This window comes from Buttiauxella sp. BIGb0471, assembly GCF_024807715.1.
Lineage (GTDB): Bacteria > Pseudomonadota > Gammaproteobacteria > Enterobacterales > Enterobacteriaceae > Buttiauxella > Buttiauxella agrestis.
The window spans coordinates 619,447-642,364 of sequence record NZ_JANUEU010000001.1; the positions used below are offsets into that span (position 1 = coordinate 619,447).

The window sequence follows — 22,918 nt, forward strand, 5'->3', positions numbered from 1 at the left end:
TTCGCTTATTATCCAGCTTGTTAGCGCATCTGGTCGGATGTTTCTCAAAAGTGGCAAGCATATTGCAATTCTTAGAGAGACATCACTGCCGAGACTGGCGTTGGCATTCCGTGTAGGAGGCAAAATGAATTTAAGACGACTGAAGTACTTCGTAAAAATCGTCGATATTGGTAGCCTGACTCAGGCCGCAGAAGTGCTGCATATTGCGCAGCCCGCGCTGAGTCAACAGGTCGCTACCCTTGAAGGTGAAATGGATCAGCAACTGTTAATTCGTACTAAACGCGGCGTAACGCCAACAGAAGCAGGGAAAATCCTCTATACCCATGCGCGGACGATTCTGCGCCAGTGCGAGCAGGCACAGCTTGCCGTTTGCAATGTGGGCCAAACTTTAGGTGGGCAGGTCTCTATCGGACTTGCGCCTGGCACTGCAGCTTCATCTATCACCATGCCTCTATTACAGGCAGTACGTGCGGAATTACCCGACGTGCTGGTCTATCTGCATGAGAACAGTAGTTCTGTCCTGAATGACAAGCTGTTAAGCGGCCAGCTTGACATGGCGGTCTTGTATGACCGTTCTCCAACGGCGGGCATTACCAGCCAACCGTTACTCAAAGAGGAGTTGTTTCTTGTCGGCACCCGCGACTGTCCAGGTCAGACAGTCGATCTCGCTGCGGTGGCCGAAATGAACCTATTCCTGCCGCGCGACTACAGCGCAGTGCGTAAACGGGTTGATGAAGCGTTTTCACTGCGCCGCCTGACGGCAAAAATTACCGGTGAGATTGATTCTATTTCGACGCTGACCGCCGCGATTGCCAGTGGTATGGGCGTGACCGTGTTGCCAGAATCTGCCGCGCGGTCGCTGGTGAGTTCCGCAAATGGCTGGATGGCACGTATCACCAGTCCGTCGCTGAATTTGCCGCTTTCGGTTAATTTGTCGGCCCGTACGGCTTTATCGCCGCAAGCCCAGGCCGTTAAAGACATTTTAATGTCGCTGGTGGTTCGCCCGACGCAGGAAAGCCGCGAGTTGTTACTGGTCGGCTAATTAGGCTTATGTCTAAATCGAATAAGTTGCTGGTTTTTATTATTTGTTATATCCGGGTTGCCACTTTAACAATAGTGTAAAGAACGGTCATGCCCCGGGGGCAATGTGAACTTCCAGCAACTTAAAATTATCCGCGAGGCGGCACGACGGGACTACAATCTCACCGAAGTCGCTAACATGCTTTTCACTTCGCAATCGGGCGTCAGTCGTCATATTCGTGAGCTGGAAGAAGAACTCGGTATCGAGATTTTCATCCGTCGTGGCAAGCGTTTATTAGGCATGACGGAACCGGGAAAAGCGCTGCTGGTGATTGCGGAACGCATCCTCAATGAAGCCAGTAACGTGCGCCGTCTGGCCGATGTCTTTACTAATGACGCCAGCGGCGTACTCACGATTGCGACCACCCATACCCAGGCGCGTTACAGCCTGCCGTCGGTGATCAAATCTTTCCGGGCGCTATTTCCAGAGGTGCGGCTTGAGCTGATTCAGGGAACGCCGCAAGAAATAGAAACGCTTTTGCATAACGGTACGGCAGATATTGGCATTGCCAGTGAGCGCCTGAGTACCGATCCTTTAGTTGTCGCTTATCCCTGGTTTCGTTGGTATCACACGTTGCTGGTGCCGCGCGGTCATCCACTGATTCATGCTAATCCCCTTACGCTTGACGATATCAGCCGCTGGCCGATTATTACCTATCGCCAGGGTATCACCGGACGTGCGCGCATAGACGAAGCTTTTAATCGCCGTGGTTTAACGCCGGATATTGTTTTGAGCGCGCAGGATTCCGACGTGGTGAAAACTTATGTTGAACTGGGATTAGGCATCGGTCTGGTGGCGTTTCAGGCAAGCGGCGATGACGGGGAGTTAGTCAGGCTCGACACTCGCCATTTATTTGATGCTAACACCGTATGGCTGGGCCTCAAGCGTGGGCAGTTGCAGCGCAATTACGTCTGGCGTTTTATCGAGTTATGTAACCCGGAGCTTTCCGTCGCCGATATTAAACGCCTGGCGCTGGAGCCAGAAGAAACGGTGCTGGATTATGAAATCTGACGAAAGCTTAACGGAGGGTTATATTTAAGCTATCTACATCACGTCAAATAATAGGGAAATTATGATCCGTTTGTCCTCGCTTGCCCTGGTGCTTGCTACCGTTACTCATAGCGCACTGGCGGTGACCTATATGCTTCCGCCAGAGGGTAGCCGCCTGGTCGGGGCACCGTTGACCATCTCCGTTCCGGAAGGGAATACTCAGCCGCTGGAGTATTTTGCTGCGCTTTACGGACAGGGCTTTAGCAATATGCTGGAGGCTAACCCAGGTGTTGATCCCTTCCTGCCAAAAGCCGGAACTCAGTTGACCATTCCGCAGCAAATGATTCTGCCGGATACCGTACGCCAGGGCATCGTGATTAACGTCGCCGAAATGCGGCTTTACTACTACCCGGAAGATAGCAATACGGTGGAGATTTTGCCGATTGGTATTGGCCAGGCCGGGCGCGAAACTCCGCGTAACTGGGTGACGAAAGTGGAACGTAAGCAGGAAGCTCCCGCCTGGACACCAACAGCGAATACTCGTCGCGAGTACGCAAAAGAGGGTAAAACACTGCCAGCATTCGTGCCGCCAGGTGAAGATAACCCGATGGGGCTATATGCGATTTATATCGGTAAGCTGTACGCCATTCACGGCACTAACGCTAACTTTGGTATCGGCCTGCGAGTAAGTCAGGGCTGTATCCGCCTGCGTAAAGACGACATTAAATATCTGTTCGATAATGTCCCGGTAGGGACGCGCGTGCAGCTGATTGACCAGCCGGTGAAAACAACCGTCGAGCCAGACGGGCGGAGTTGGCTGGAAGTGCACGAGCCTTTGTCGCGTAACCGTGCGGAGTTTGAATCTGACAGAAAAGTCCCGCTGCCAATGACTTCGGCACTCAACAATGTCACGCAGGGTTCTGGCGTGGATGCCAGCGTGGTGAGTGCTGCACTGACCCGTCGTTCCGGAATGCCGGTGCTGATTAGTTCTGAATGAGAAAGCAAAAAGCCCGCTTAGTTTCCTAAGCGGGCTTCTTAAATTTGGCTCCTCTGACTGGACTCGAACCAGTGACATACGGATTAACAGTCCGCCGTTCTACCGACTGAACTACAGAGGAATCGTTTGAACGAGGCAAATAGTATCGTGACGTTCAAAAAGAGTCAACGACAAAAATAACGCATTGATTCAAATGATTAAATTAAATCCAGATTGTCGAATTAATGCACCGTATTTCCACTGGATGCTGCTGCATTTTCACTCTCACGCAAGCGTAACAATGGGTTCTGACCATAAAACTGGCAAAACCGTTGATAAAGCGCTGGGAAGCGTGGCGCGAATAGCTCAGGCGCACTGAAAAAATACTCTGATAGCACGGCAAAACACTCAGCCGGTTCAGACGCCGCGTAGGCATCAATGCTGGCGGCGTTTTCACCCACCATGTCAATCTCATCCTGAATATTGCTCATAGCAGCATGGAGATCGTGTTCCCAGCCTGCGACCTCGCGTAACGCTATCAACGGAATGCCGCTGGCGCGGTCGCCATTGCGCATATCCAGTTTATGAGCCACTTCATGGAAGACCAGGTTAAAACCAGAGGCGTCAAAAGAGTCCTGTACATCCAGCCAGTTCAGGACAATTGGGCCTTGCTGCCAGCTTTGCCCGGATTGCACAATGCGCTGGTTATGCACCAGGCCAATATCATCTTCCCATTCATCGTCGACAACAAATGGGGCAGGGTAGATGAGGATTTCGTGAAAACCGTCCAGCCACTCAATACCCAGTTCAAGTATGGGCAGGCAGAACAGAAGCGCGATACGCGCGCTTTTCAGCTCATCGAGTTCAAAACCCTGCAAAGGCACCAGGCGTTTTTGCTGCAAAAAACGATCGGCCAGACGAACCAGCTTTTCTTGCTCGGCATGGGTGAGCGTTGCCAGAACTGGAATAGCTAATGCCTGCTCCCACGGCAATGCCGTGACAGCGGATGAATCACTTGATTTCCAGGGCCACTTAATCATGTTACTCGCTCGCAAAGTCATCTCTTGAACGGAAAACTACTATACCGTGACTGTGAAAGTGCCGCACTAATGTGGCACATGGCAGCGACCAGAACAGGACCGCCTGAGAAGCGGATTATCGCGCTTTCTCTGTGACATTATTCAACCACTTACTGGTTTTTCGTTCAACGACGCGAGTCACAGGTTGATGCGAGAGAGGTAAATTATTTCATTTGAGAATAGTTGGAGGGGAGATATATGTTTTTGTTATGGGATAAATCGGTGTTTATGTGGTGGGCTGAAAGCAAAAAAGCCTGCTTACGCAGGCTTTTGAATTAACAAGCAACCGTATTGATCGAGATTAGAACTGGTAAACCAAGCCAACACCTACAACGTCATCGGTAGAGATGACGTTAGCTTTGTAGAAGGAGTCATCGTTATCCAGCAGGTTGATTTTGTAATCAACGTAGGTAGAGAAGTTTTTGTTGAAGTAGAAGTAAGAGCCAACAGAAACGTATTTAACCAGGTCTTTGTCATTCCAGTCGCTGTTATTAGAAACATCACCCATCAAGTCCTTACCTTTAGATTGCAGGTAAGAAATCTCTGGGCGCAGGCCGAAGTCGAACTGATATTGCGCAGTCACTTCAAAGTTCTGGGTTTTGTTAGCAATACCGTAATTACCAAATGGTGTCATGTTGCGAGTTTCAGCATACATAGCAGCCAGATAAATATCGTTGGCGTCATACTTCAAACCTACAGTCCACACATCAGCATTTTCACCACCCGCCATCAACACGCCAGCGCTGCGAGTTTGCTCATTGGTACGGTCTGACGAAGCATATGCAGCGCCTGCACTGAAGCCCATGCCGAAGTCATAAACTGTTGAAAGACCCCAGCCATCGCCATTCTGGAAGCGAACATCGCGGCCGTTATTGGTGCCTTCCTGGTCTTCGTTTGCATTAGTACTTTCGTTATTGCCCTGATATTGCACAGCAAAACTCAAGCCATCAACCTGGCCGAAGAAGTCGCTGTTACGGTAAGTGGCAACGCCGTTTGCACGGCCGGTCATAAAGTTGTCAGTCCAGGTGTATGAGTCGCCACCGAATACTGGCAGCATATCTGTCCAGGCTTCAACGTCGTATACGACGCCATAGTTACGGCCATAATCAAATGAGCCGTAATCGCCAAATTTTAAACCAGCAAATGCCAGACGCGTAAATGCGCTCTTGCTGTTATCACCATCCTCGGTGTTATTAGCGAACATTTTGTATTCCCACTGACCATAACCCGTCAGTTCGGAAGTAATCTGTGTTTCACCTTTAAAGCCGATCTGGGTATAGGTACCGTCGCCGTCATTTCCTACATTGTCAGAGAAAGTATGACGAGCATCAACCTTGCCGTAAAAATCTACTTTATTACCATCTTTATTATAAATTTCTGCCGCATTTGTAGCGCCCATTGCCAATAAAGCGGGGATCACTAATGCCAGTGCTGTTCTTTTCATTTATCTATTCCTTTAAATCATAATTATTATGAATGATGAGTTATTTAACGCCCTCAATAACCGCAATGATCTTATTACAGATAGTTCCATTTATTTATAATTAAACATGTAACTGTGTTATTTGAAATAAGACAAAATGTTTCTTGATGGTCATTGTGTATGTTATTGAAATATATGAATTAAAATTTATTTTAAGATGCTTCTGATATTTTTTGCGCATGGTTTTAGTGGTATGAATATAAAAATATTATTTATTTTAAAAGTTACATCGTCGCGCAGGGCGATTTATTTTTTATCGGGGATTTGTTTTTCATTTTAATATTTAAGCGATGCTTTATAATTTATTTATTGCCTATTAAATATTAATTAAATGGGCGACTGAATAATATCCAGATGTGGTTTTATTGTTAACTTCATGATAATCAACATTATATGTTACATATTTTAAGATAATTCCTAATAAAAAAGAGGGCCCGGGACTGTCAAAAAATGGCAAAAATGTGATAAAAATCACATCAGGAAGATGGGACCCCATCGAAGAACAAAAGCTAAACAATTGGGAGAGTTATGTCAGACGTTATGGATGCGAAACCAACCCGTACACCGGGTGGTAAATTGGCGTTGTGGTTGTTCTATGGGTTCTGCCTGTATACGGTTTGGTCAGTGTTACGATATTTTTGGGTGGTCAGTGATGTTACCGACGGCGATATGGGCTCGCTCGGCGGAAAACTACTCGGTGCTTTGATGGGCCTTTTGGTTCTTGGTTCGGTGGCGGCGCTATTAGGCTGGCTTGCCTGGTATACGCGCGCCCGGTAAATAAATCGTGCCAAAGTGGATTGTTGTCGGCGTGGAACTTGCTAATTTTGTGATCCTGTACTCATATTAAGTACCGGGTCCAGCTGCGAAGTAAGGAGTACGTATGCCGATAGCCCACTGGCAAGCGCGTTTTGAAGAGTATTTGCAACACAACTGGTTGCAGGACGATAAAGCCCACGACGTGGCTCATTTTCGTCGCGTATGGAAAACGTCACAACAGATCATGGCTACGACAGAAGCGGATCGATTAGTTGTCCTAACCGCCTGCTATTTCCATGACATCGTCAATTTGCCAAAGAACCATCCGGAACGACATCTTGCTTCTACCCAGGCTGCGCAAGAGACACTACGCATTCTGGACACGACATTTCCCGATTTCCCACACCATTTGTATGATGCGGTAGCCCACGCCGTGCGTGCACATAGTTTCAGCGCCGGAATTGCCCCTCAAACACTTGAAGCAAAAATCGTGCAGGATGCAGACCGCCTTGAGTCACTAGGGGCGATTGGCCTGGCACGCGTTTTCTACACCTCTGGCGCACTCGGGCGGCCTCTGTTTGATAGCGAAGACCCGCTGGCTAACGGGCGTGAGCTTGATGATGCCACATACGCCCTGGATCATTTCCAGAAAAAGCTCCTGAAATTACCAGAGACTATGCAAACCGAAGCAGGGCGAGAGCTTGCCCGTTATAACGCCGATTTTTTAGTGAGTTACATGGCTAAGTTGTGTGCCGAACTGAAAGGTGATTACTGCGGTATAGAGCAAGAAGTCATGCAGCAATTTTCATCCCAAAAACATTCCTCATAAAAGCGTCGAATTAAAACAAAAGGGATGCCCGCGATACTGGCGGGCCGCTCTCATTCTCTCTGGGTCAAATCAGTGATAGAGTGACACTCTCTTTTCCCGAATATGGTTCATGATGAACGACTTCGACGCGATTGCCGAACAACTCTCACAACAATCTCTGCGCCAGCAACAACAGCAACTGGAAGAAGACTCCGCGTTAGTGTCCCGCATTCTGGAAATTTATGACCAGAAAACAGTGGCGCATCATTTGCGTCAGGTTAGCGGTGACTGGACTCGTGAATCGCTCAATCGCTGGGTTAACCGAAAATCGTCCCCGCGTGTTCTGAGCGCCGCTGAAAATCAAATGCTGCAAAATATGTTGCCGCCGCCGCCTGCTCATCACGGGAAATATGCGTTTAAATTCGTGGATTTATTTGCCGGAATTGGCGGGATTCGCAGCGGTTTCGAAGCGATTGGCGGGCAATGCGTGTTTACCAGCGAATGGAACAAACATGCGGTGCGTACCTATAAAGCCAACTGGTATTGCAACCCGGAAAGCCATCAATTTAACCAGGATATCCGCGATGTCACACTTAGCAATCGTGACGATGTCAGCGATGAACAAGCCGCCGCGCATATTCAGTCCACCATGCCGGACCACGATGTCCTGCTGGCAGGATTCCCATGCCAGCCATTTTCACTGGCTGGGGTGTCAAAGAAAAATGCTTTAGGCCGTGCACATGGTTTTGCCTGTGAAACGCAAGGTACTTTGTTTTTCGATGTCGCTCGCATTATTGATGCAAAACGCCCGGCTATTTTTGTCCTGGAGAACGTTAAAAATCTAAAAAGCCACGACAAAGGTAATACCTTCCGCATTATTATGGAAACGCTCGACAGCCTCGGTTATGAGGTCTCCGATTCCGCGATAATGGGCGCGGGTGATCCAAAGATTATCGACGGTAAAAATTTCCTGCCGCAGCATCGTGAGCGCATTGTGCTGGTGGGCTTCCGTCGCGATCTCAATCTGCATAAAGAATTCACACTCACGAAGATCAATGAACTGTATCCGCAACGCCGCCCGACGTTTGGTGAATTACTCGACCCGACCGTTGACGCGAAATACATTCTGACCCCGACGCTATGGAAGTACCTTTATTATTACGCCAAAAAACACCAGGCGAAGGGCAATGGTTTTGGCTACGGTCTGGTAGACCCGACTAATCCGGCGAGTGTCGCGCGCACTTTGTCCGCCCGATATTACAAGGACGGCGCTGAAATTCTCATCGACCGTGGCTGGGATAAATCACTCGGGGAAGAAGATTTTGATAATGCCGATAACCAGTTGCGTCGTCCGCGCCGTTTAACGCCGCGTGAATGCGCGCGCTTAATGGGTTTTGAAGCGGTGCAGGGGAATGCCTTCCGTATACCGGTATCCGATACGCAGGCTTATCGGCAGTTTGGTAATTCAGTGGTGGTGCCTGCATTTGCCGCCGTCGCCAGGCTGCTCGAACCCCTAATAAAGCAAGCCGCTCAAAAACGCATGGCGCGATAATTACCCGTAAATTCAAATGGGGTGACGGTATCAGTTACCCCTTATTTTCAGGATTATTTTTGGCGATTTAATTTTTGTTTCTCACTATTTACGCCGTATCTCGCAGTAATAATGCCGGCCTGGAATTCCAGAGTCTTTATTTGTTCCCAGGCATCGTTGCCATTTTTAGCTTCCATATCGTGAAGTTGCATACCGAGTGCTTCGATTAAGCGATCACCATAACCTTTAAGCTCGTATTCTGCGCCCTCAAGGCAGGAAAGGGTTCCCAGTCGGTCGAACATTTGCAGGTCTTCTGAAAGAAAGACTGTATCGGTCACTTGTGTACCCGTTTTATGTGACCACTGGCGAATTATTTCACGGCGAAACTGCGCCGGAGCTGAGCTTTTACAGTCTTTTACCACATCAGGTTCAAGCGTTGCTGAGAGTACTCCCGGAGTGATTTCCCCGTTTGCAACCCTCTTCCAACTCATGAGGTAATCGTGGGTAATATTATTTTCTGCTTCCCCTGCGTAAATATTGAATACTCCACTCCCCAGCAAGAATGGAATGAATAATGATTTGTATAGTGTCATGTCATCGTCTTAATCAGTGTCAATCGAGTTAATAAATGTACTTTATTCTGTGAGGACTTTTACATGGTTACAAAATAATATCATTGATGTTAACAATTGATTTTTATTTGCTGCATAATAAACTTATCTCTGAGTGTAGATTGCCACTTTAATTGAGTTGAGAAAAGTTGAAATAATTTCAGTTATGAATATAGGTGGATTGGTTAATATAATATTATTAGTTGATACAGCGTGTTAGGTGAATACTTGTCTTTGACTAATGTCCAAAAATATACATAATCAACTCAGATGTCTGGTCGATAATATTTAGAATCATACATAGCGAAAATAAAGAGGAGCCTATGGTCGATGTACACAGTAAGGCAGTGCGCAGCAAAAATATGCGTGCCATTGCGACTCGCGACACGGCCATTGAAAAGCGACTCGCGGGTTTATTAACGGAGTGCGGGTTTTCCTTTCGTGTCCAGGATGCAACCCTGGCAGGGCGGCCCGATTTTGTCATTGATGAACACCACTGCGTTATCTTCGCTCACGGCTGTTTCTGGCACCATCATCACTGTTATCTCTTCAAAGTTCCCGCCACGCGTACCGAGTTCTGGCTGGAAAAAATCGGCAAAAATGTCGAGCGTGATAAACGCGATACCCGGCGTTTATTAAGTGAAGGCTGGCGAGTCTTGCTGGTGTGGGAATGTGGGCTGCGTGGGCGAGAAAAACTCAGCGATAGCGATTTGGCTGAACGGTTAGAAGAGTGGATTTGCGGCGGCGGGAATTATGCGCAAATTGATAGTCAGGGGATCCAGTCGATAAATGAAAACGGGTGGCAAGGGCCACCCGAAAACTGATTACTTCTCTGCCTCACACACCGTCACTACCGGCTTTGGGGGCAACAGATATTTCCCCAGCGTGACCAGCACAACGGCAAAAATAATCACCCCAAGCGCCAGCCATTCGACAGGTGACAAACTTTCCCCGGCAAATCCGGTTCCCAGCAATACCGCAACCACCGGGTTGACGTAGGCGTAGCTGGTTGCCACCGCAGGTGCCACATTACGAATCAGATACATATAAGCGCTGATGGCAATGATCGAACCGAATAAAGAGAGATAAGCCACGGCCATAAAACCAGCGGGTGTCGGCATGGCGGTCAGACGTTCCCCGGTTAGCGCAGAAGCAGCCAGCAGCACAATGCCAGCAGCGAGCATTTCCACCGCACCGGCCATCAAACCCGTTGGCAATTCAATACGCGAACCGTATACCGAACCGAACGCCCAGCTCAGTGAGCCAATCAGAATCAACAGCGCACCCCACGGATTGCCGCTCAGGTTTCCGCCGCTGTTGAGCAGCACGATGCCGCCGAGGCCAATGGCGATTCCCAGCCATTCCAGTTTACGGGTTTGAATGCCGAACAGACGACTAAAGCACAAGGTGAAGAGGGGAACGGTGGCGACCATCACGGCCGCAATGCCGGAAGGTACATGCTGGTGCTCTGCGACGGTCACAAAACCATTCCCGACTGCCAGCAGCAACACGCCAATCAATGCGGCGTTAAGCATTGGGCGCAGGGCAGGTAATTTGTGTCCACGTAATAACAAAACGCTCATCAGCAACACACCGGCGACCATAAATCGCACGCCCGCCATCATAAACGGCGGCCAGCTTTTCACGCCGACGGCGATGGCAAAATAAGTGGAACCCCAGATGATGTACAATGCAAATAATGCAGCAACCAGCGGCAATAGCTGACCCGAGCGAACGCGCATGTTTCCTCTCAATCTATTAGCAATAATGCTAATAGTTAACGTCAAAACACTCTTTCTGGCGAGCATTTTACTTGTTTCTGGAATGTTAATTTTTATTGACATATGGCTTCGTTTTTCCCAGGCCGACTTTTGTTCCATACTGTTAGGCAGACAAACAAAAAAGGATGTTCATTAAATGGCTGGAAGTAGCTTATTGACGTTGCTGGATGATATCGCAACCTTGCTGGACGATATTTCAATGATGGGGAAACTGGCGGCAAAGAAAACCGCCGGGGTGTTGGGCGATGATTTATCGCTCAATGCGCAACAAGTTTCAGGTGTGAGAGCCAATCGGGAACTCCCGGTGGTCTGGCGAGTGGCGAAAGGGTCGTTTCTCAACAAACTGATCCTTGTGCCTCTGGCTCTGATTATCAGTGCCTTTGCGCCATGGGCTATCACGCCTTTATTAATGATTGGTGGCGCATTCCTTTGTTATGAAGGCGTTGAAAAGGTGATGCACACTCTGCATGCGCGCAAACATAAAGAAACGCCTGAAGAACGGCAGAAACGCCTGGATGAGATAGCCGCTCAGGACCCAATGGTTTATGAAGGCGATAAAGTAAAAGGCGCGATTCGCACCGACTTTATTCTTTCGGCTGAGATTATCGCCATCACGTTAGGCATCGTGGCGCAGGCACCGCTGCTCAATCAGGTGCTGGTGTTGTCCGGGATAGCGATTGTGGTCACGGTCGGCGTGTATGGCATTGTGGGGATTATCGTGAAACTCGATGATCTGGGCTTCTGGCTGGTAGAGAAAACCTCGGCTATCGCGCGCGGAATCGGTAAAGGATTATTAGTGCTCGCGCCCTGGCTGATGAAATTCTTGTCAGTGGTGGGCACGCTGGCGATGTTTTTAGTCGGCGGTGGCATTCTGGTTCACGGTATTCCGGCTCTCCATCATGCCATTGAAAACTGGACCGGGCAGATGGGCGGCGCGGTTCATTTACTGGGGCCAACCGTGGCGAATCTGGTGATTGGTTTTATCATCGGCGCGATAGTGCTGGCAGTGGTTAATGGTATCGGGCGTCTGCGCGGCAGCACAGTTCACTAACTATTTGCGTAAATTTGCTTGTTTCGCCAGGCAAAACCCCAGGACCTTGTCTATAACTGTAGAAGTTTTCACCCTGATACAGGAGGCGGTTATGGTCTTTGTGGTCAGCGATGAAGTCCAACCTAAGAATGGTGGCCCAAGGATGATTGTTACCGGGTTTTCCAGCGGTATGGTGGAGTGTCGTTGGTATGATGGATATGGTGTTCAGCGTGAGGCTTTCCGAGAGGATGATCTTGCCCCACTGGTAACAGGGGGCAGCCCGCAAGGATAACCCTGAATCGCCCGGTCAATGACCGGGCGATTTTATTTTCAGATTACCGTGCATTTTGATAGTAATATAGTTTCCATGAATATATTTACCCTTGGCGATAATCCTGAGTGTTAATGTATTATTTCTGGATTGAATAACCGTCCATGTCGGCTAAATCAGGGATTGGGCTGGGGTAAATGACTTCTGGATGATAGCGGTTTCAGGGAGTGTGTCAGTGTTTGGCAATGCAATTCAACGCGTGATAAGCCGCTTTAAAAATCCGCAGAAGGTCGTTAACCTTTGTTTTATCGTGGTGTTTATATTCTCAACGGTACTGACCTGGCGTGAAGCCGTCGTGCTTGAGGGGGCGTACGTTGCCAATCAGCGCAACAGCCTTGATAGTGTCGCCACGTTGCTTGATAGACAGTTGCAGCACAATATCGACAATCTCCTGTTTTATCGCAACAGTATGCTTTACGCGCTGCAATCGCCCATTTCTACTGATAAAACCCGCAAAACTCTCGCCGATTTTGATTCGTTACGCACTCAGCCCTACTGGCAACTGCGCCTCGATTTAAACCGTAGTCTGCCGATGAACGGTGTCTCCGATGAATTTGTGAATAATAGTCCATTGCTTGATCGTGACGAGCAGACGATTCACACGGAATTAAGCTCGGCTCTGGAACTGAGCTACATCATGCGCCTGTCACACCGGACGCAAACGCTCCCGCAGCGAATGTTCTATGCTTCGCGCAGCGGATTTTTCCTGACCAGCACGCCGCCGTCGAACGATCCGCAAATTGTCGCGTTGTACTATCGCCTGGTCGCGCAGCCTTATTTTTCCTCGCAATCCCCGGAAAACAACCCCAGGCGTGAATTGAAATGGACGCACACCTTCAACCCTAATATGTCTTCCGGGCAAATTGTCACGGCAGCCATTCCTCTGGATTACAATGGTCGTTGGTATGGTGTTCTGGCACTCGATTACCCGATTGATTCGCTTCATAACTTTCTGCGGCTGGCCCACAATAATGAACAACATGAAGGCACGGTTCTTCTGTACGATAACGAGCTAAACCCTATCGCCACTTCGGCAAAAAGTTTGCCCAAACACCCATTGTTTACCGCGCCGCAACTGGCACGCATTGCCAGCGTAGTGACGGCGGCAAAGCAGGGGGCGCAGGGTGAATTGCGTATGGACAGCCGTTTTATCACCTGGGCGAAACTGAACAATTACGATGGTCTGCTGATAAAAGTTCACACGCTGGAAGAGGGCGTTCAGGGCGAATTTGGCCGCATCAGCGTGGTGCTGAGTGTGTTGTGGCTGCTTTCCACACTGATGCTGTTCGTTTCATGGGTAGTGATTCGTCACCTGGTCAGCAACATGTTTAGCCTGCAACAAACCCTGACCTGGCGGGCAAACTACGACACCTTAACGCGCTTATATAATCGCGGTGCATTCTTCGACTTAGCGCGCAAACTTTCGCAAGAGTGTCAGCAGCAGGCGCAGCCGTTCTCTGTTATCCAGATGGATCTTGACCTGTTTAAAAGTATTAATGACCGCTACGGGCACAGTAGTGGTGACAAAGTTCTCGCGCACGCGGCAGCCATGTTGAGCGATGCGTTCAGGCAGGGCGATGTCGCCGGGCGAGTGGGTGGGGAAGAGTTCTGCATCGTCCTGCCGGACACGTCCCTTGAAGAGGCCACAAAGGTCGCCGAGCGCATCAGGGTGCGCATCAACAGCAAAGAGCTACTGTTAAAACAAGGCAGCACGGTCCGGATCAGCGCTTCATTTGGCGTCAGCAGCGCATTTGAATTTAATGATTACGATTTTGAGCGCCTGCAATCTTACGCCGATCATCGTTTGTATAAAGCTAAACAAGACGGGCGCAATCGGGTCTGTAATACCGATTAATCTTCACGATTATTTAGCGGTAATAAAGTGGTCCAGGCCTTCTTTCCAGCCTTCAGGGCCATAATGCTGGCTGCGGTAAACCCGCTGGGGATTATCCTTTTGCAACGTCACGGCCTGGCGGCTATAGCCTTTGACAATCACCGCGTAATCGACAGCATCGAGCAATAATGCATCGCTCGGGCTGTCGCCAAGCCCGATGGTGATGCGTGCTCTACCTTCGCGCTGCTGAAATTGTTGTTGCAGCCAATGTATCGCTTTATCTTTGCCCGCTTGCATATCCAGCACGTGCCAGAACCGCCCACCTTGCAGCAGCATTAATCCGAGTGTGGCGAGTTGGTCACTAAACGCCGTCATCATTTCCTCGCTATCACGCCAGATTAATGTCTCCGAGGCTTCGCTAAGTTTCGCCAGACTCGCCTGTTTGCGCGTCAGCCCTGTTAGTTCGCAAAGCGTGTTTTCATCAACATCGGCGAAGCAGGTAAATTTAAAGCCATATTTCTGGCGTAGTTTATCCAGGACGGATAGCAGTTCTTCGTGGCTAATTCCGGTGTGCAGGCGAGGGTAGTCATCGTTATCGCTCCAGCGGGAATCCAGTTGAATAACGGCGCCGTTCTCGGCAATAAAGGCTTGTCCTGTCAAAGAAAGTTCGTCCTGCCAGCCCATAATCTCAGCCGCAGTTTTAGTGCTGCACAAAACCAGCGGGATATCGTGTTGACGCAATACACTGATCCACTGACTCGCTGCTTCCCAACGGTGGGAGTGATGTTCCAGCAATGTCCCATCAAGATCTGAAATCACTAAAAGTGGATCATGCAAATGCGGCATAGCGTTTCTCCTAAAATTCAAAAATTAAGATCCCTGCGGTTAGGAATGCTCTCAATTAAATAATTTCATAATCATTAATGGGTATGCAGCCAGTCCCTGACAAGCCACGAACCATAAGGCGTCGCAGGGATTTTTGTCTTCACTTATTCAAAATCTTTATATTCATAGAGTGAATATTTAATTGTTTTGAAATAAATCTGAGGTAAGGTGAACGCACATCAGATTTCCTGGTGTAACGAATTTTTCAAGTGCTTCTTGCGAACGCAAGTTTGATCCCGGCATTAATACTGCCGGGATTCTTTTATCTATCTGTTCACTTCATTGACACTAAAATCATGAATATCCAACTCAAAGGCTTCTGCCAGTTCAGAGTAGGTGTGCCATGTGCGTCCATCGATACTTGCCCGTTGTGGGTCATCGCCAGAACGTGTCACTTCGCTTTCGCTTATCTCATTGATGGCCGCTAATAGCGCATCAACATCGATACGCGTGGTTTCATTGAGATCTTTCGCGGTCTTCATGCCTAGTCCTCCAGGGAGTACCCAGTGTAAGTCCCGCTATCAAGTATAGTCGTTTAACAAAATGCTCAAGGCGGCACATCATCCGATGCGAATGAGTCGTTTTTGTTCTAAACTGGCAGCAAAGAAACCGGAGGACTTTTGTTATGAATATCAACGATCGCGTCACAGTAAAAACCGATGGTGGTCCGCGTCGGCCAGGCGTGGTGTTAGCCGTCGAGCAATTTAGCGAAGGGACGATGTATCTGGTCTCGCTCGAAGAGTATCCGTTGGGGATCTGGTTCTTTAATGAATTAGGGCATCCGGACGGCATTTTTGTAGAAAAAACGGCCTGATGATTCTCCCTCATCCTACGCCAGATATGGGCGAGGGTGAGGGGACTTAAATTTAATGCTTAACGTAAGTTCACAAAAATACCATTGGTCACATTATCAGTCAGACGCACCACGTGATAAATCACCTGTTTGTTATGCGTCTTTATCTTTCGTTTTATATTCCCTTTATGCGATGACACCGTTTTAGCTTTAATATTCATCTGGTCAGATATTTGAATAGTGCCTTGCCCGGACATCCACATTTTCAACATACTGGACTCAGTACGACTCAATGATAACGTGGGTAAATTAATATGGCCGATGCAATGCGCATTTTTTGCTAAATATTCAGAAAGTATTTCGTCCAGCGATTCTGGTTTTATCGATTTAGAACTGATCAGTAAATTGCTACGCACCAGGAGATATTCATCGAAATGAATATTTGCAATTGCCATAAAGACTAAAAATAAAGTGCTGGGATGTTGATTAATGATCTGCTTAATTCGTTCGCTGCTCTGAGCATCATGAATAAAACAGTCTTCATTAATAAACACCACATTGGGTGTCTGAGACTCGCAGGCCTGCGCCAGCTCTTCGATAGTCTCCACGTTGGTCATCTGTCGTTTTCGGATGCCACGGCTGGTTAAATATCCCGTTAATCCCAGCCGGGTATAACTGCATAAATCCATAATGATCGTTGACATAACATCCCCCCCTTTTTACCCGCGAAGTATTTTTAGGCATAACAACTATCCAGTAAAGTTATGTATAATTTGCTAAGAAACTTCTCAAAGTAAAGTGAATGTTAGATTATGTGAGATAAGTAAATGCATATAAGCCGCGCCGGATATATCCTGGTGGATGTCGCACAACAAAGCTTTTAGGAATATCCTCAATAAGCGACACAAACTGTATGGGATTAATTTGCAGGAATTTCACTCACAATATCGGCGAGTAAATTAAAGACTTCGCTAAATAAGTGTTCGGTGAAGGGAGCCATTAAAGGAATTAATGCTGTCATCACCAACATACCGACGGCGAGCGTCAGCGGGAAACCGATCACAAATACCGAAAGCTGGGGTGACATGCGGTTGAGCAAACCGAGCGCAATGTTGAGCGTCAGCAGCAAAGTAATCAGCGGTAATGCCAGCATTAACCCATTGAGGAAGATTAAACCGCCAGCACGCGTCAGCGCCATAAACGCATTGCTGTTTATCGGATTGCCGCCAATCGGCAGGGTGTGAAAAGTATCGACCAGCATCGAAATCAGCCATAAATGGCCGTTAAACACCAGAAACAGCAGCATCGCCAGCATATCCATAAAGCGGGCGAGTACCGGCATATTCAGGCGACTACCGGGGTCGAAGAAGGTGGCGAAAGACAACCCCATTTGCAAACCAATAATTTCACCGGCGGTACGTACCGCAGCAAAAGCAAACTGCATGGTGAAGCCCAGCGCGATGCCAATCAGGATTTGCTGCGTGGCGAGCCAAAAGCCTGCTGCCGAGAAAATCGTCACGTCTGTTGCGGGAAGCGTGGGAGCCACAAGCCAGGTAATCATCAGCGCGAGGCCAATTTTGACTTTTTTAGAGATAGCCCGCTCGCTTAAAATTGGGGCGGTAGAAATTAAAGCCAGAATACGCAGGAATGGCCAGAAGCCCATGCTCAATAGAGTGAGCCACTGGCTGCTATCAATATGAATCATCCAATGTTCATCGGAATATTCGTTAGCAGTGTGCGCATATAATCCAGCAGCAGATTAAGCATCCACGGCCCTGCAACGATAATAGTGACAAACACCGCCAGAATTTTTGGGATAAACGACAGCGTCATTTCGTTTATCTGCGTGGCAGCCTGCAACATACTGATGACCAGACCCGTTACCAATGCCACCATCAACAGCGGAGCAGCGAGCGCCAGAGCGACTTTCATGGCTTCGGTGCCCATCATCATGACCGACTCAGGAGTCATCTTTTTCCCCTCTAACTGTAGAAACTTTGCGCCAGTGACCCAACCAGCAACTGCCAGCCATCCACCAACACAAACAGCATTAATTTAAAGGGCAGGGCAATGGTTGCCGGTGGCACCATCATCATCCCCAGTGCCATCAGCACGCTGGCAATGACCAGGTCGATGATCAAAAACGGAATGAATACCGTAAAGCCAATCTGGAAAGCGGTCTTCAACTCGCTGGTGACGTATGCCGGAAGCAAAATGCGCATCGGCACAACTTCTGGCCCTTCCAGCGGCGGCGTATTGGCGAGACGGGCAAACAACGCCAGATCCGCTTCACGGGTTTGACGCAGCATGAATTCGCGCAGCGGTTGAGAGCCTTTTTCAATGGCTTCATCCATCTGGATTTTATTTTCGCTAAAGGGCTGATAGGCATCGGTATAAATTTTGTCGAATACCGGAGCCATAATGAAAAAGGTCAAAAACAGCGCAAGGCCAAGCAACACCTGGTTTGGCGGTGCGGACGGCGTGCCCAGCGCACTGCGCAACAGGCCAAACACGATAATGATGCGCGTAAAGCTGGTCATCATCAGCAAAATAGCCGGTAAAAACGTCAGCGAAGTAATAAAGACTAATGTCTGAACCGGCAACGTCCAGCTCTGGCCGCCATTAGACATCGGCTGGCTGATAAGACCCGGAAGTTGAGCAAAAGCGGCAGGCATCAAGAACAGCAAGCCAAGCAACGAGAAGGGAAGCCAACGTTTCATCAATCTTTCCCTTTACGTTTAAGCATGCTTTTCATCTGGCTAGTTTTCATCAGACTATTTTTCATCAATTCGCGGAAATCAGCAGATTGGGCAGGCGACACAGTTTCGCTCACCGTTGCGGCGGGTAGCGTATGCAGATGGGTGATTTGCCCGGCAGTCACCCCAAGCACCAGACGAGCATCCTGCACATCGACAATCACCACGCGCTCACGCGCACCCACGCTGCAACTGGCGCTCACTTTCATCTCTTTGCTGGAGCCGGTTTTCGGCGCAAAACCAAAACGTTTCGCTATCCAGGCGGCAAGCAAAATAAAAACGATAATTGCCGTTAACGCGCCGCTGACTTGCACCAGCGGAGAGCTGTTGCTGGCAGCGGTCTGCGGCTGTACGGTCGCCTGGGTTTTCATCGAATTAACGGCTCAGACGACGCATGCGTTCTGATGGCGTAATGATATCGGTGATACGCACACCGTATTTATCCGCCACTACCACGACTTCACCCTGAGCAATCAGATAACCGTTGATCAGAATATCCAGCGGCTCGCCCGCTAAACCGTCGAGCGCCACCACTGAACCTTGCGATAAACGCAGCAGTTCTTTAATGGTCATGCGCGTGCGACCCAGCTCAACCGTCAGCTTGACGGGAATATCCATAATCAGGTCGATGTCCTGCATCGCGCCTGCAATGTCATTGCCTTCAAGTGCACGGAAGACGCTGTCTGCGGTGCTCTTGTTGGTTGAGACTTTTTGTTCGTTTAGCGCATCAGCCCACAGATCGTCCACGGAGCCTGCATTGTCGTCGGACGGTTGATTAATATCACTCATTTGGGCTGTTCCTCGTTCAGCGAATTCAGTATCGGGTTGATCAAATGTTCGACGCGCAAAGCGTACTGGCCGTTAAGCGTGCCGTACTGACTGGTCAGCACCGGAACACCGTCAACATGCGCCAGAATCCGGTCCGGTTTATCAATCGGCAGCACGTCACCAGGTTTCAATTTTAAAATTTGCGACAGACGCAGCGGAATGTCGGCAAAGTTAGCTATCAGCTCAAGCTCAGAATGCTGAACCTGGCGCACCAGCGTATCGCGCCAGCTTTGGTCTTCCTGACGGGAGTTTTCCAGCGGCGGGTTCACCAACAGCTCACGCAGCGGTTCAATCATGCTAAACGGCAGGCAGATATTAAACTCGCCGGTCAGGTTGCCGATTTCCACATGGAACGGCGTGTTCACCACGATGTCGTTTGGCGACGTGGTGATGTTGGTAAATTTGACCTGCATTTCGGAACGCACATATTCCACTTCCAGTGGATAAATGGCTTTCCAGGCATCGCTGTAAGATTCCAGCGCCAGCTTCAACATGCGATTAATCACGCGCTGCTCGGTGTGGGTAAATTCCCGGCCTTCCACTTTGGTCGGGAATCGGCCGTCGCCACCAAACAGGTTATCCACCGCGATAAACACCAGGCTTGGCGAAAACACGAACAGGCCAGTGCCGCGCAGCGGTTTCAGGTGCATCAGGTTGAGGTTGGTAGGAACCGGCAGGTTACGGGCAAACTCGTGATATGGCTGAATGCGGATCGCCCCGACGGTAATATCCGGGCTACGGCGCAATAAGTTAAACAACCCCATACGGAACTGACGGGCAAAACGCTCGTTGATAATTTCCAGCGCCTGTAGGCGTTCACGCACCACACGACGCTGGGTATTGGGGTCATAAGGACGAATGTCGGTTTCGTTAACGACACTGGTCTTCGGTTCGTCGGAAGTATCACTGTCGCCATTTAATAGCGCGTCAATTTCTGCCTGAGAAAGAATGCTATCGCCCATAGGATTATCGCAAAATGAAAGCGGTATACAGCACGTCGCTGACTACCTGCTGAGGTTGCCCGGCGACGAGCGGTGGAGCGAGCGTATTTTTGATAGCTTCAACCAGCTTCTGTTTACCTTCGTCGGTTGCCAGAGCAGCACCATCCTGACGGGAAAACAGCAGCAGCAAACGGCTGCGGACTTCAGGCAGGAATTCGCTCAGACGCTGGCGCGTCGCGTCATCTTTCAGACGCAACGTGACGCCGATGTACAACACGCGGTCAGCATCACCGAGGTTAACGGTGAAGGTATCCAACGCATAAAACACCGGAGCGGGTGGGGGTTCAGGCGCTTTCACCTGAGCAGACGCGGGCTGTTGCTGCATACGCCAGTAGCTGTAACCGGCGGTTGCACACGCGGCAAGGGTAATCAGGACCAGTAACGGCATCCAGATGGAGCGCTTGCGGCCTTTTGGCAAAGCGTTGTCAGTCATAAAATGAATCTTTCCTGTATCGGTACTGCATATATACCCATCGCCCTTCAAGTTGCAGGGGTGTTGGCTGCTCTCATTCACCCGAATCACTTACTCAAGTAAGCTCATCGGGATTCATTCGATTGCCGCCTACCTGCATCTTGAAGTAGCTTGGGTATCGGTTGATTATCCTGTGTCGACGGGCGTTCAAAGGCCCGATAACAGGGGATTTTTGTTGCTACCTCTGACGTTTAGCTTAGGGAACGCAACTCAGGCGAAAATATCCACCGCGTTATTTCCCGACGCTAAACGCTGCACGCTGGCAGGAACGGCCAGTGATTCGGCATCACCCATTGACGGGAATGCGTTTCCTGAGCGCTGAGTCTGTGGGTTTTGCTGGCCCGATTGCTGTTGTTGCTGCCCGGCAAAACTCTCGCTGCTGATATTGCTCTGCCCAAGTTCAATTCCGCTTTCTGCCAGCGCAATACGCAAGTTAGGCAGTGTGGCTTCCAGCGCCGCACGCACATGGCTGTGCGCTGAAACCATCTGCAACTGTGCCTGGTTATCATCCAGTTTCATGCTGATTTGAATCTGGCCTAAGTCCTCAGGATGCAGACGTAATTCGGCACTTTGCTGGCCCTGGCGGGTAAACAATGTGATGTGCTGGCTCACTGCCTGTTGCCATTCCTGGCTACCGAGTTGGGCGCTAATTTGTGGCGCGACTGGCACGGCGATTTGTGTGCTGGCAGGCGTCGCTATGGTTGCAGTGCTAAACACAGGCGTTGCGAGTGTCGACGAGGCCGGGCTGGTGTTATTCGTTGCGGCGTCGCGGTTGCTATTTTCCGCGTTATTCAGGGTGAATGATTTCGCATCGACAAGCGGCTCGTTGGTCGACGGTGCGCTTTTCGCGCTCACCGGGGTATCAAGCGCCACAGCTTTATCGGCAGGGGTTGCTGGCGTGCGGGGATCACTGGTTAAGGTATTTTTTATGCCGCTTGAGCCGAGTAACGTATTCAGGCTAACGGAGGCATCGCTATCCGCATCAGGCTCAACATTCAGTGTGCTCGCGGTGGGTATTTGCTGTGGGAGCATGGCAAACAGGGCGCTCAACGCCTGCATATCGGCAGTGCTCAACGTGTGCGTCTGTTCACTTTGCGCATCGACCTGCGCCGTTTTATCTTCCACACCTGTTTTCTTAACGTTGGCGAGCAGGGCCGATAATGCTTCAGGCGTATCCAGGTTATCTAACAGCGAGGCGAGCGTGGCTTTTTCATCGGCGGCTGGAGCGCCTTTGCCGGTGGCTTTATTGAGTGCGGCCTCGAGCGACACGGTTTTACCATCTGCCAGTGAAAGTTCGCCAGGCAGGGCTTTGCCGAGCAGACTCAGAAAATCTTCGCTGAAACCTTTATCGCCTGCCATAACGCCGCCGGAAGCCGTTGTAGAGGTGGCGACATCTGGAGAAGTGATCATCAGGGGCTGCATCATTATTCTGGTTTCCTCAGTGTTGCCCGCTGGGCATATTCATCCATCAGTTTTTGGTCGAGTTTGTTTTCAGCCAATAACACCTGAGCGGCTTTTCGCTCCTGCAACGTGCGCCAGGCCTGCAATCTTTTCTGTTTCTCTTGCCACAGGTTCAACGCCTGACTGACCTTGTTATTCCACTGCATCAACTGCTGGCGGTGCTGGTCGATAGCTTTTTCCAGGGTTTGAATAAACTGCTGATAATTCTGCCAACGGTTACTGGCGATCCCCTGGCTCATGCTGTCATTGAGACTGGAACTGTACTCAAACTGATAGTTAATCAGCATGTTGAGCTGTTCTTCTGCCTGCTGGCAGCCGCGGCGCATTTCCCCTAAGCGTACTGCCGCATCTTCGACCTCTTTTTCGGCGAGATCATGAAGCGTATCGAGTGCTGTGCTTTGGTTCATAGTGACTCCTGTCGAGCTTTTGTC

27 protein-coding genes and 1 tRNA gene are annotated in these 22,918 nt (G+C 49.5%); 11 read left to right on the forward strand and 17 right to left on the reverse strand.

Annotated elements, in window-relative coordinates; all coding sequences use genetic code 11:
• The first annotated feature begins 124 nt into the window (after positions 1 to 124).
• The 3 genes from nac to ldtA all read left to right on the forward strand — a co-directional run bounded on the left by nac (position 125) and on the right by ldtA (position 3,068).
• Positions 125 to 1,042, forward strand: coding sequence for a nitrogen assimilation transcriptional regulator NAC (gene nac, locus M2371_RS02855; protein WP_034496396.1), 918 nt, complete (start codon positions 125 to 127; stop codon positions 1,040 to 1,042).
• Between the two features lie 105 nt (positions 1,043 to 1,147).
• Complete coding sequence (gene cbl, locus M2371_RS02860) at positions 1,148 to 2,092, forward strand: HTH-type transcriptional regulator Cbl (protein ID WP_034496395.1); 945 nt, start codon at positions 1,148 to 1,150, stop codon at positions 2,090 to 2,092.
• Between the two features lie 61 nt (positions 2,093 to 2,153).
• Positions 2,154 to 3,068 carry a L,D-transpeptidase gene (gene ldtA, locus M2371_RS02865; protein ID WP_259266845.1) on the forward strand — a complete coding sequence of 305 codons (915 nt, stop codon included), beginning with the start codon at positions 2,154 to 2,156 and terminating at the stop codon, positions 3,066 to 3,068.
• 45 nt (positions 3,069 to 3,113) lie between these two features.
• On the opposite strand, the gene M2371_RS02870 is transcribed toward ldtA, so the two are convergent.
• From M2371_RS02870 to ompC, 3 genes are all read right to left on the reverse strand, one after another.
• Positions 3,114 to 3,189: transfer RNA gene (locus M2371_RS02870), tRNA-Asn, on the reverse strand.
• 100 nt (positions 3,190 to 3,289) lie between these two features.
• Complete coding sequence (gene mtfA / locus M2371_RS02875) at positions 3,290 to 4,087, reverse strand: DgsA anti-repressor MtfA (RefSeq protein WP_172893797.1); 798 nt, start codon at positions 4,085 to 4,087, stop codon at positions 3,290 to 3,292.
• A gap of 340 nt (positions 4,088 to 4,427) precedes the next feature.
• Positions 4,428 to 5,570, reverse strand: a complete 1,143-nt coding sequence (gene ompC, locus M2371_RS02880; protein ID WP_259266846.1) for a porin OmpC — start codon at positions 5,568 to 5,570, stop codon at positions 4,428 to 4,430.
• Between the two features lie 579 nt (positions 5,571 to 6,149).
• On the opposite strand from ompC, the gene drpB reads away from it, so the two are divergent.
• The 3 genes from drpB to M2371_RS02895 all read left to right on the forward strand — a co-directional run bounded on the left by drpB (position 6,150) and on the right by M2371_RS02895 (position 8,725).
• On the forward strand, positions 6,150 to 6,386 hold the full coding sequence (gene drpB, locus M2371_RS02885) for a cell division protein DrpB (protein ID WP_115631804.1): 237 nt from the start codon (positions 6,150 to 6,152) through the stop codon (positions 6,384 to 6,386).
• A 103-nt stretch (positions 6,387 to 6,489) separates the two neighbouring features.
• Positions 6,490 to 7,194 (forward strand): phosphohydrolase, encoded by a 705-nt coding sequence (locus tag M2371_RS02890; RefSeq protein WP_259266847.1) that lies wholly within the window; start codon positions 6,490 to 6,492, stop codon positions 7,192 to 7,194.
• A gap of 112 nt (positions 7,195 to 7,306) precedes the next feature.
• Positions 7,307 to 8,725 (forward strand): DNA cytosine methyltransferase, encoded by a 1,419-nt coding sequence (locus M2371_RS02895; protein WP_259267258.1) that lies wholly within the window; start codon positions 7,307 to 7,309, stop codon positions 8,723 to 8,725.
• A 53-nt stretch (positions 8,726 to 8,778) separates the two neighbouring features.
• Here M2371_RS02895 and M2371_RS02900 read toward each other — a convergent pair whose 3' ends face one another.
• Positions 8,779 to 9,297 carry a hypothetical protein gene (locus tag M2371_RS02900; RefSeq protein ID WP_259266848.1) on the reverse strand — a complete coding sequence of 173 codons (519 nt, stop codon included), beginning with the start codon at positions 9,295 to 9,297 and terminating at the stop codon, positions 8,779 to 8,781.
• 341 nt (positions 9,298 to 9,638) lie between these two features.
• Between M2371_RS02900 and M2371_RS02905 the strand changes: the two genes are divergently transcribed.
• The gene (locus M2371_RS02905; RefSeq protein ID WP_259266849.1) at positions 9,639 to 10,139 is read left to right on the forward strand and encodes a very short patch repair endonuclease; all 501 of its coding nucleotides are present in this window, start codon (positions 9,639 to 9,641) and stop codon (positions 10,137 to 10,139) included.
• Here M2371_RS02905 and yedA read toward each other — a convergent pair whose 3' ends face one another.
• On the reverse strand, positions 10,140 to 11,057 hold the full coding sequence (yedA, locus tag M2371_RS02910; protein ID WP_172893801.1) for a drug/metabolite exporter YedA: 918 nt from the start codon (positions 11,055 to 11,057) through the stop codon (positions 10,140 to 10,142).
• A 175-nt stretch (positions 11,058 to 11,232) separates the two neighbouring features.
• Between yedA and M2371_RS02915 the strand changes: the two genes are divergently transcribed.
• The 3 genes from M2371_RS02915 to dgcQ all read left to right on the forward strand — a co-directional run bounded on the left by M2371_RS02915 (position 11,233) and on the right by dgcQ (position 14,312).
• Positions 11,233 to 12,147: a DUF808 domain-containing protein gene (locus tag M2371_RS02915; protein WP_172893802.1), complete on the forward strand. Its 915-nt coding sequence runs from the start codon at positions 11,233 to 11,235 to the stop codon at positions 12,145 to 12,147.
• 91 nt (positions 12,148 to 12,238) lie between these two features.
• Positions 12,239 to 12,418: a YodC family protein gene (locus tag M2371_RS02920; RefSeq protein ID WP_034496372.1), complete on the forward strand. Its 180-nt coding sequence runs from the start codon at positions 12,239 to 12,241 to the stop codon at positions 12,416 to 12,418.
• A gap of 214 nt (positions 12,419 to 12,632) precedes the next feature.
• On the forward strand, positions 12,633 to 14,312 hold the full coding sequence (gene dgcQ, locus M2371_RS02925) for a cellulose biosynthesis regulator diguanylate cyclase DgcQ (RefSeq protein WP_172893803.1): 1,680 nt from the start codon (positions 12,633 to 12,635) through the stop codon (positions 14,310 to 14,312).
• 9 nt (positions 14,313 to 14,321) lie between these two features.
• Here the strand turns inward: dgcQ and M2371_RS02930 are convergent, their stop codons facing one another.
• Both M2371_RS02930 and yodD read right to left on the reverse strand, forming a co-directional pair.
• Positions 14,322 to 15,137, reverse strand: a complete 816-nt coding sequence (locus M2371_RS02930) for a mannosyl-3-phosphoglycerate phosphatase-related protein (RefSeq protein WP_259266850.1) — start codon at positions 15,135 to 15,137, stop codon at positions 14,322 to 14,324.
• A 305-nt stretch (positions 15,138 to 15,442) separates the two neighbouring features.
• Positions 15,443 to 15,658, reverse strand: coding sequence for a YodD family peroxide/acid resistance protein (yodD, locus tag M2371_RS02935; protein WP_034496366.1), 216 nt, complete (start codon positions 15,656 to 15,658; stop codon positions 15,443 to 15,445).
• A 143-nt stretch (positions 15,659 to 15,801) separates the two neighbouring features.
• Here yodD and dsrB point away from each other — a divergent pair, with 143 nt between their 5' ends.
• Positions 15,802 to 15,990 (forward strand): protein DsrB, encoded by a 189-nt coding sequence (dsrB, locus tag M2371_RS02940; protein ID WP_034496365.1) that lies wholly within the window; start codon positions 15,802 to 15,804, stop codon positions 15,988 to 15,990.
• A 59-nt stretch (positions 15,991 to 16,049) separates the two neighbouring features.
• Here the strand turns inward: dsrB and rcsA are convergent, their stop codons facing one another.
• From rcsA to fliJ, 10 genes are all read right to left on the reverse strand, one after another.
• On the reverse strand, positions 16,050 to 16,673 hold the full coding sequence (rcsA, locus tag M2371_RS02945) for a transcriptional regulator RcsA (protein ID WP_115627995.1): 624 nt from the start codon (positions 16,671 to 16,673) through the stop codon (positions 16,050 to 16,052).
• Between the two features lie 215 nt (positions 16,674 to 16,888).
• Positions 16,889 to 17,674 carry a flagellar biosynthetic protein FliR gene (gene fliR, locus M2371_RS02950; protein ID WP_259266851.1) on the reverse strand — a complete coding sequence of 262 codons (786 nt, stop codon included), beginning with the start codon at positions 17,672 to 17,674 and terminating at the stop codon, positions 16,889 to 16,891.
• Entirely contained in the window at positions 17,671 to 17,940 is a 270-nt protein-coding gene (gene fliQ, locus M2371_RS02955; protein ID WP_034458225.1) for a flagellar biosynthesis protein FliQ, read from the reverse strand. Before fliQ ends, fliR begins: the two co-directional genes overlap by 4 nt.
• An 11-nt stretch (positions 17,941 to 17,951) precedes the next feature.
• Positions 17,952 to 18,689, reverse strand: a complete 738-nt coding sequence (fliP, locus tag M2371_RS02960) for a flagellar type III secretion system pore protein FliP (protein WP_034496358.1) — start codon at positions 18,687 to 18,689, stop codon at positions 17,952 to 17,954.
• A complete protein-coding gene (gene fliO / locus M2371_RS02965) occupies positions 18,689 to 19,096 on the reverse strand; it encodes a flagellar biosynthetic protein FliO (RefSeq protein WP_172893805.1) in 408 nt (135 codons plus the stop codon). The genes fliP and fliO overlap by 1 nt, the downstream gene beginning before the upstream one ends.
• A 4-nt stretch (positions 19,097 to 19,100) precedes the next feature.
• Positions 19,101 to 19,514 (reverse strand): flagellar motor switch protein FliN, encoded by a 414-nt coding sequence (gene fliN / locus M2371_RS02970; RefSeq protein ID WP_034496354.1) that lies wholly within the window; start codon positions 19,512 to 19,514, stop codon positions 19,101 to 19,103.
• On the reverse strand, positions 19,511 to 20,515 hold the full coding sequence (gene fliM, locus M2371_RS02975; RefSeq protein WP_034496352.1) for a flagellar motor switch protein FliM: 1,005 nt from the start codon (positions 20,513 to 20,515) through the stop codon (positions 19,511 to 19,513). The genes fliN and fliM overlap by 4 nt, the downstream gene beginning before the upstream one ends.
• 4 nt (positions 20,516 to 20,519) lie before the next feature.
• Positions 20,520 to 20,987: a flagellar basal body-associated protein FliL gene (gene fliL / locus M2371_RS02980; RefSeq protein WP_034496350.1), complete on the reverse strand. Its 468-nt coding sequence runs from the start codon at positions 20,985 to 20,987 to the stop codon at positions 20,520 to 20,522.
• Positions 20,988 to 21,236: 249 nt separating this feature from the next.
• Positions 21,237 to 22,451: a flagellar hook-length control protein FliK gene (locus M2371_RS02985; protein WP_259266852.1), complete on the reverse strand. Its 1,215-nt coding sequence runs from the start codon at positions 22,449 to 22,451 to the stop codon at positions 21,237 to 21,239.
• A complete protein-coding gene (gene fliJ, locus M2371_RS02990) occupies positions 22,451 to 22,894 on the reverse strand; it encodes a flagellar export protein FliJ (RefSeq protein ID WP_172893806.1) in 444 nt (147 codons plus the stop codon). Before fliJ ends, M2371_RS02985 begins: the two co-directional genes overlap by 1 nt.
• Between the last annotated feature and the right edge of the window lie 24 nt (positions 22,895 to 22,918).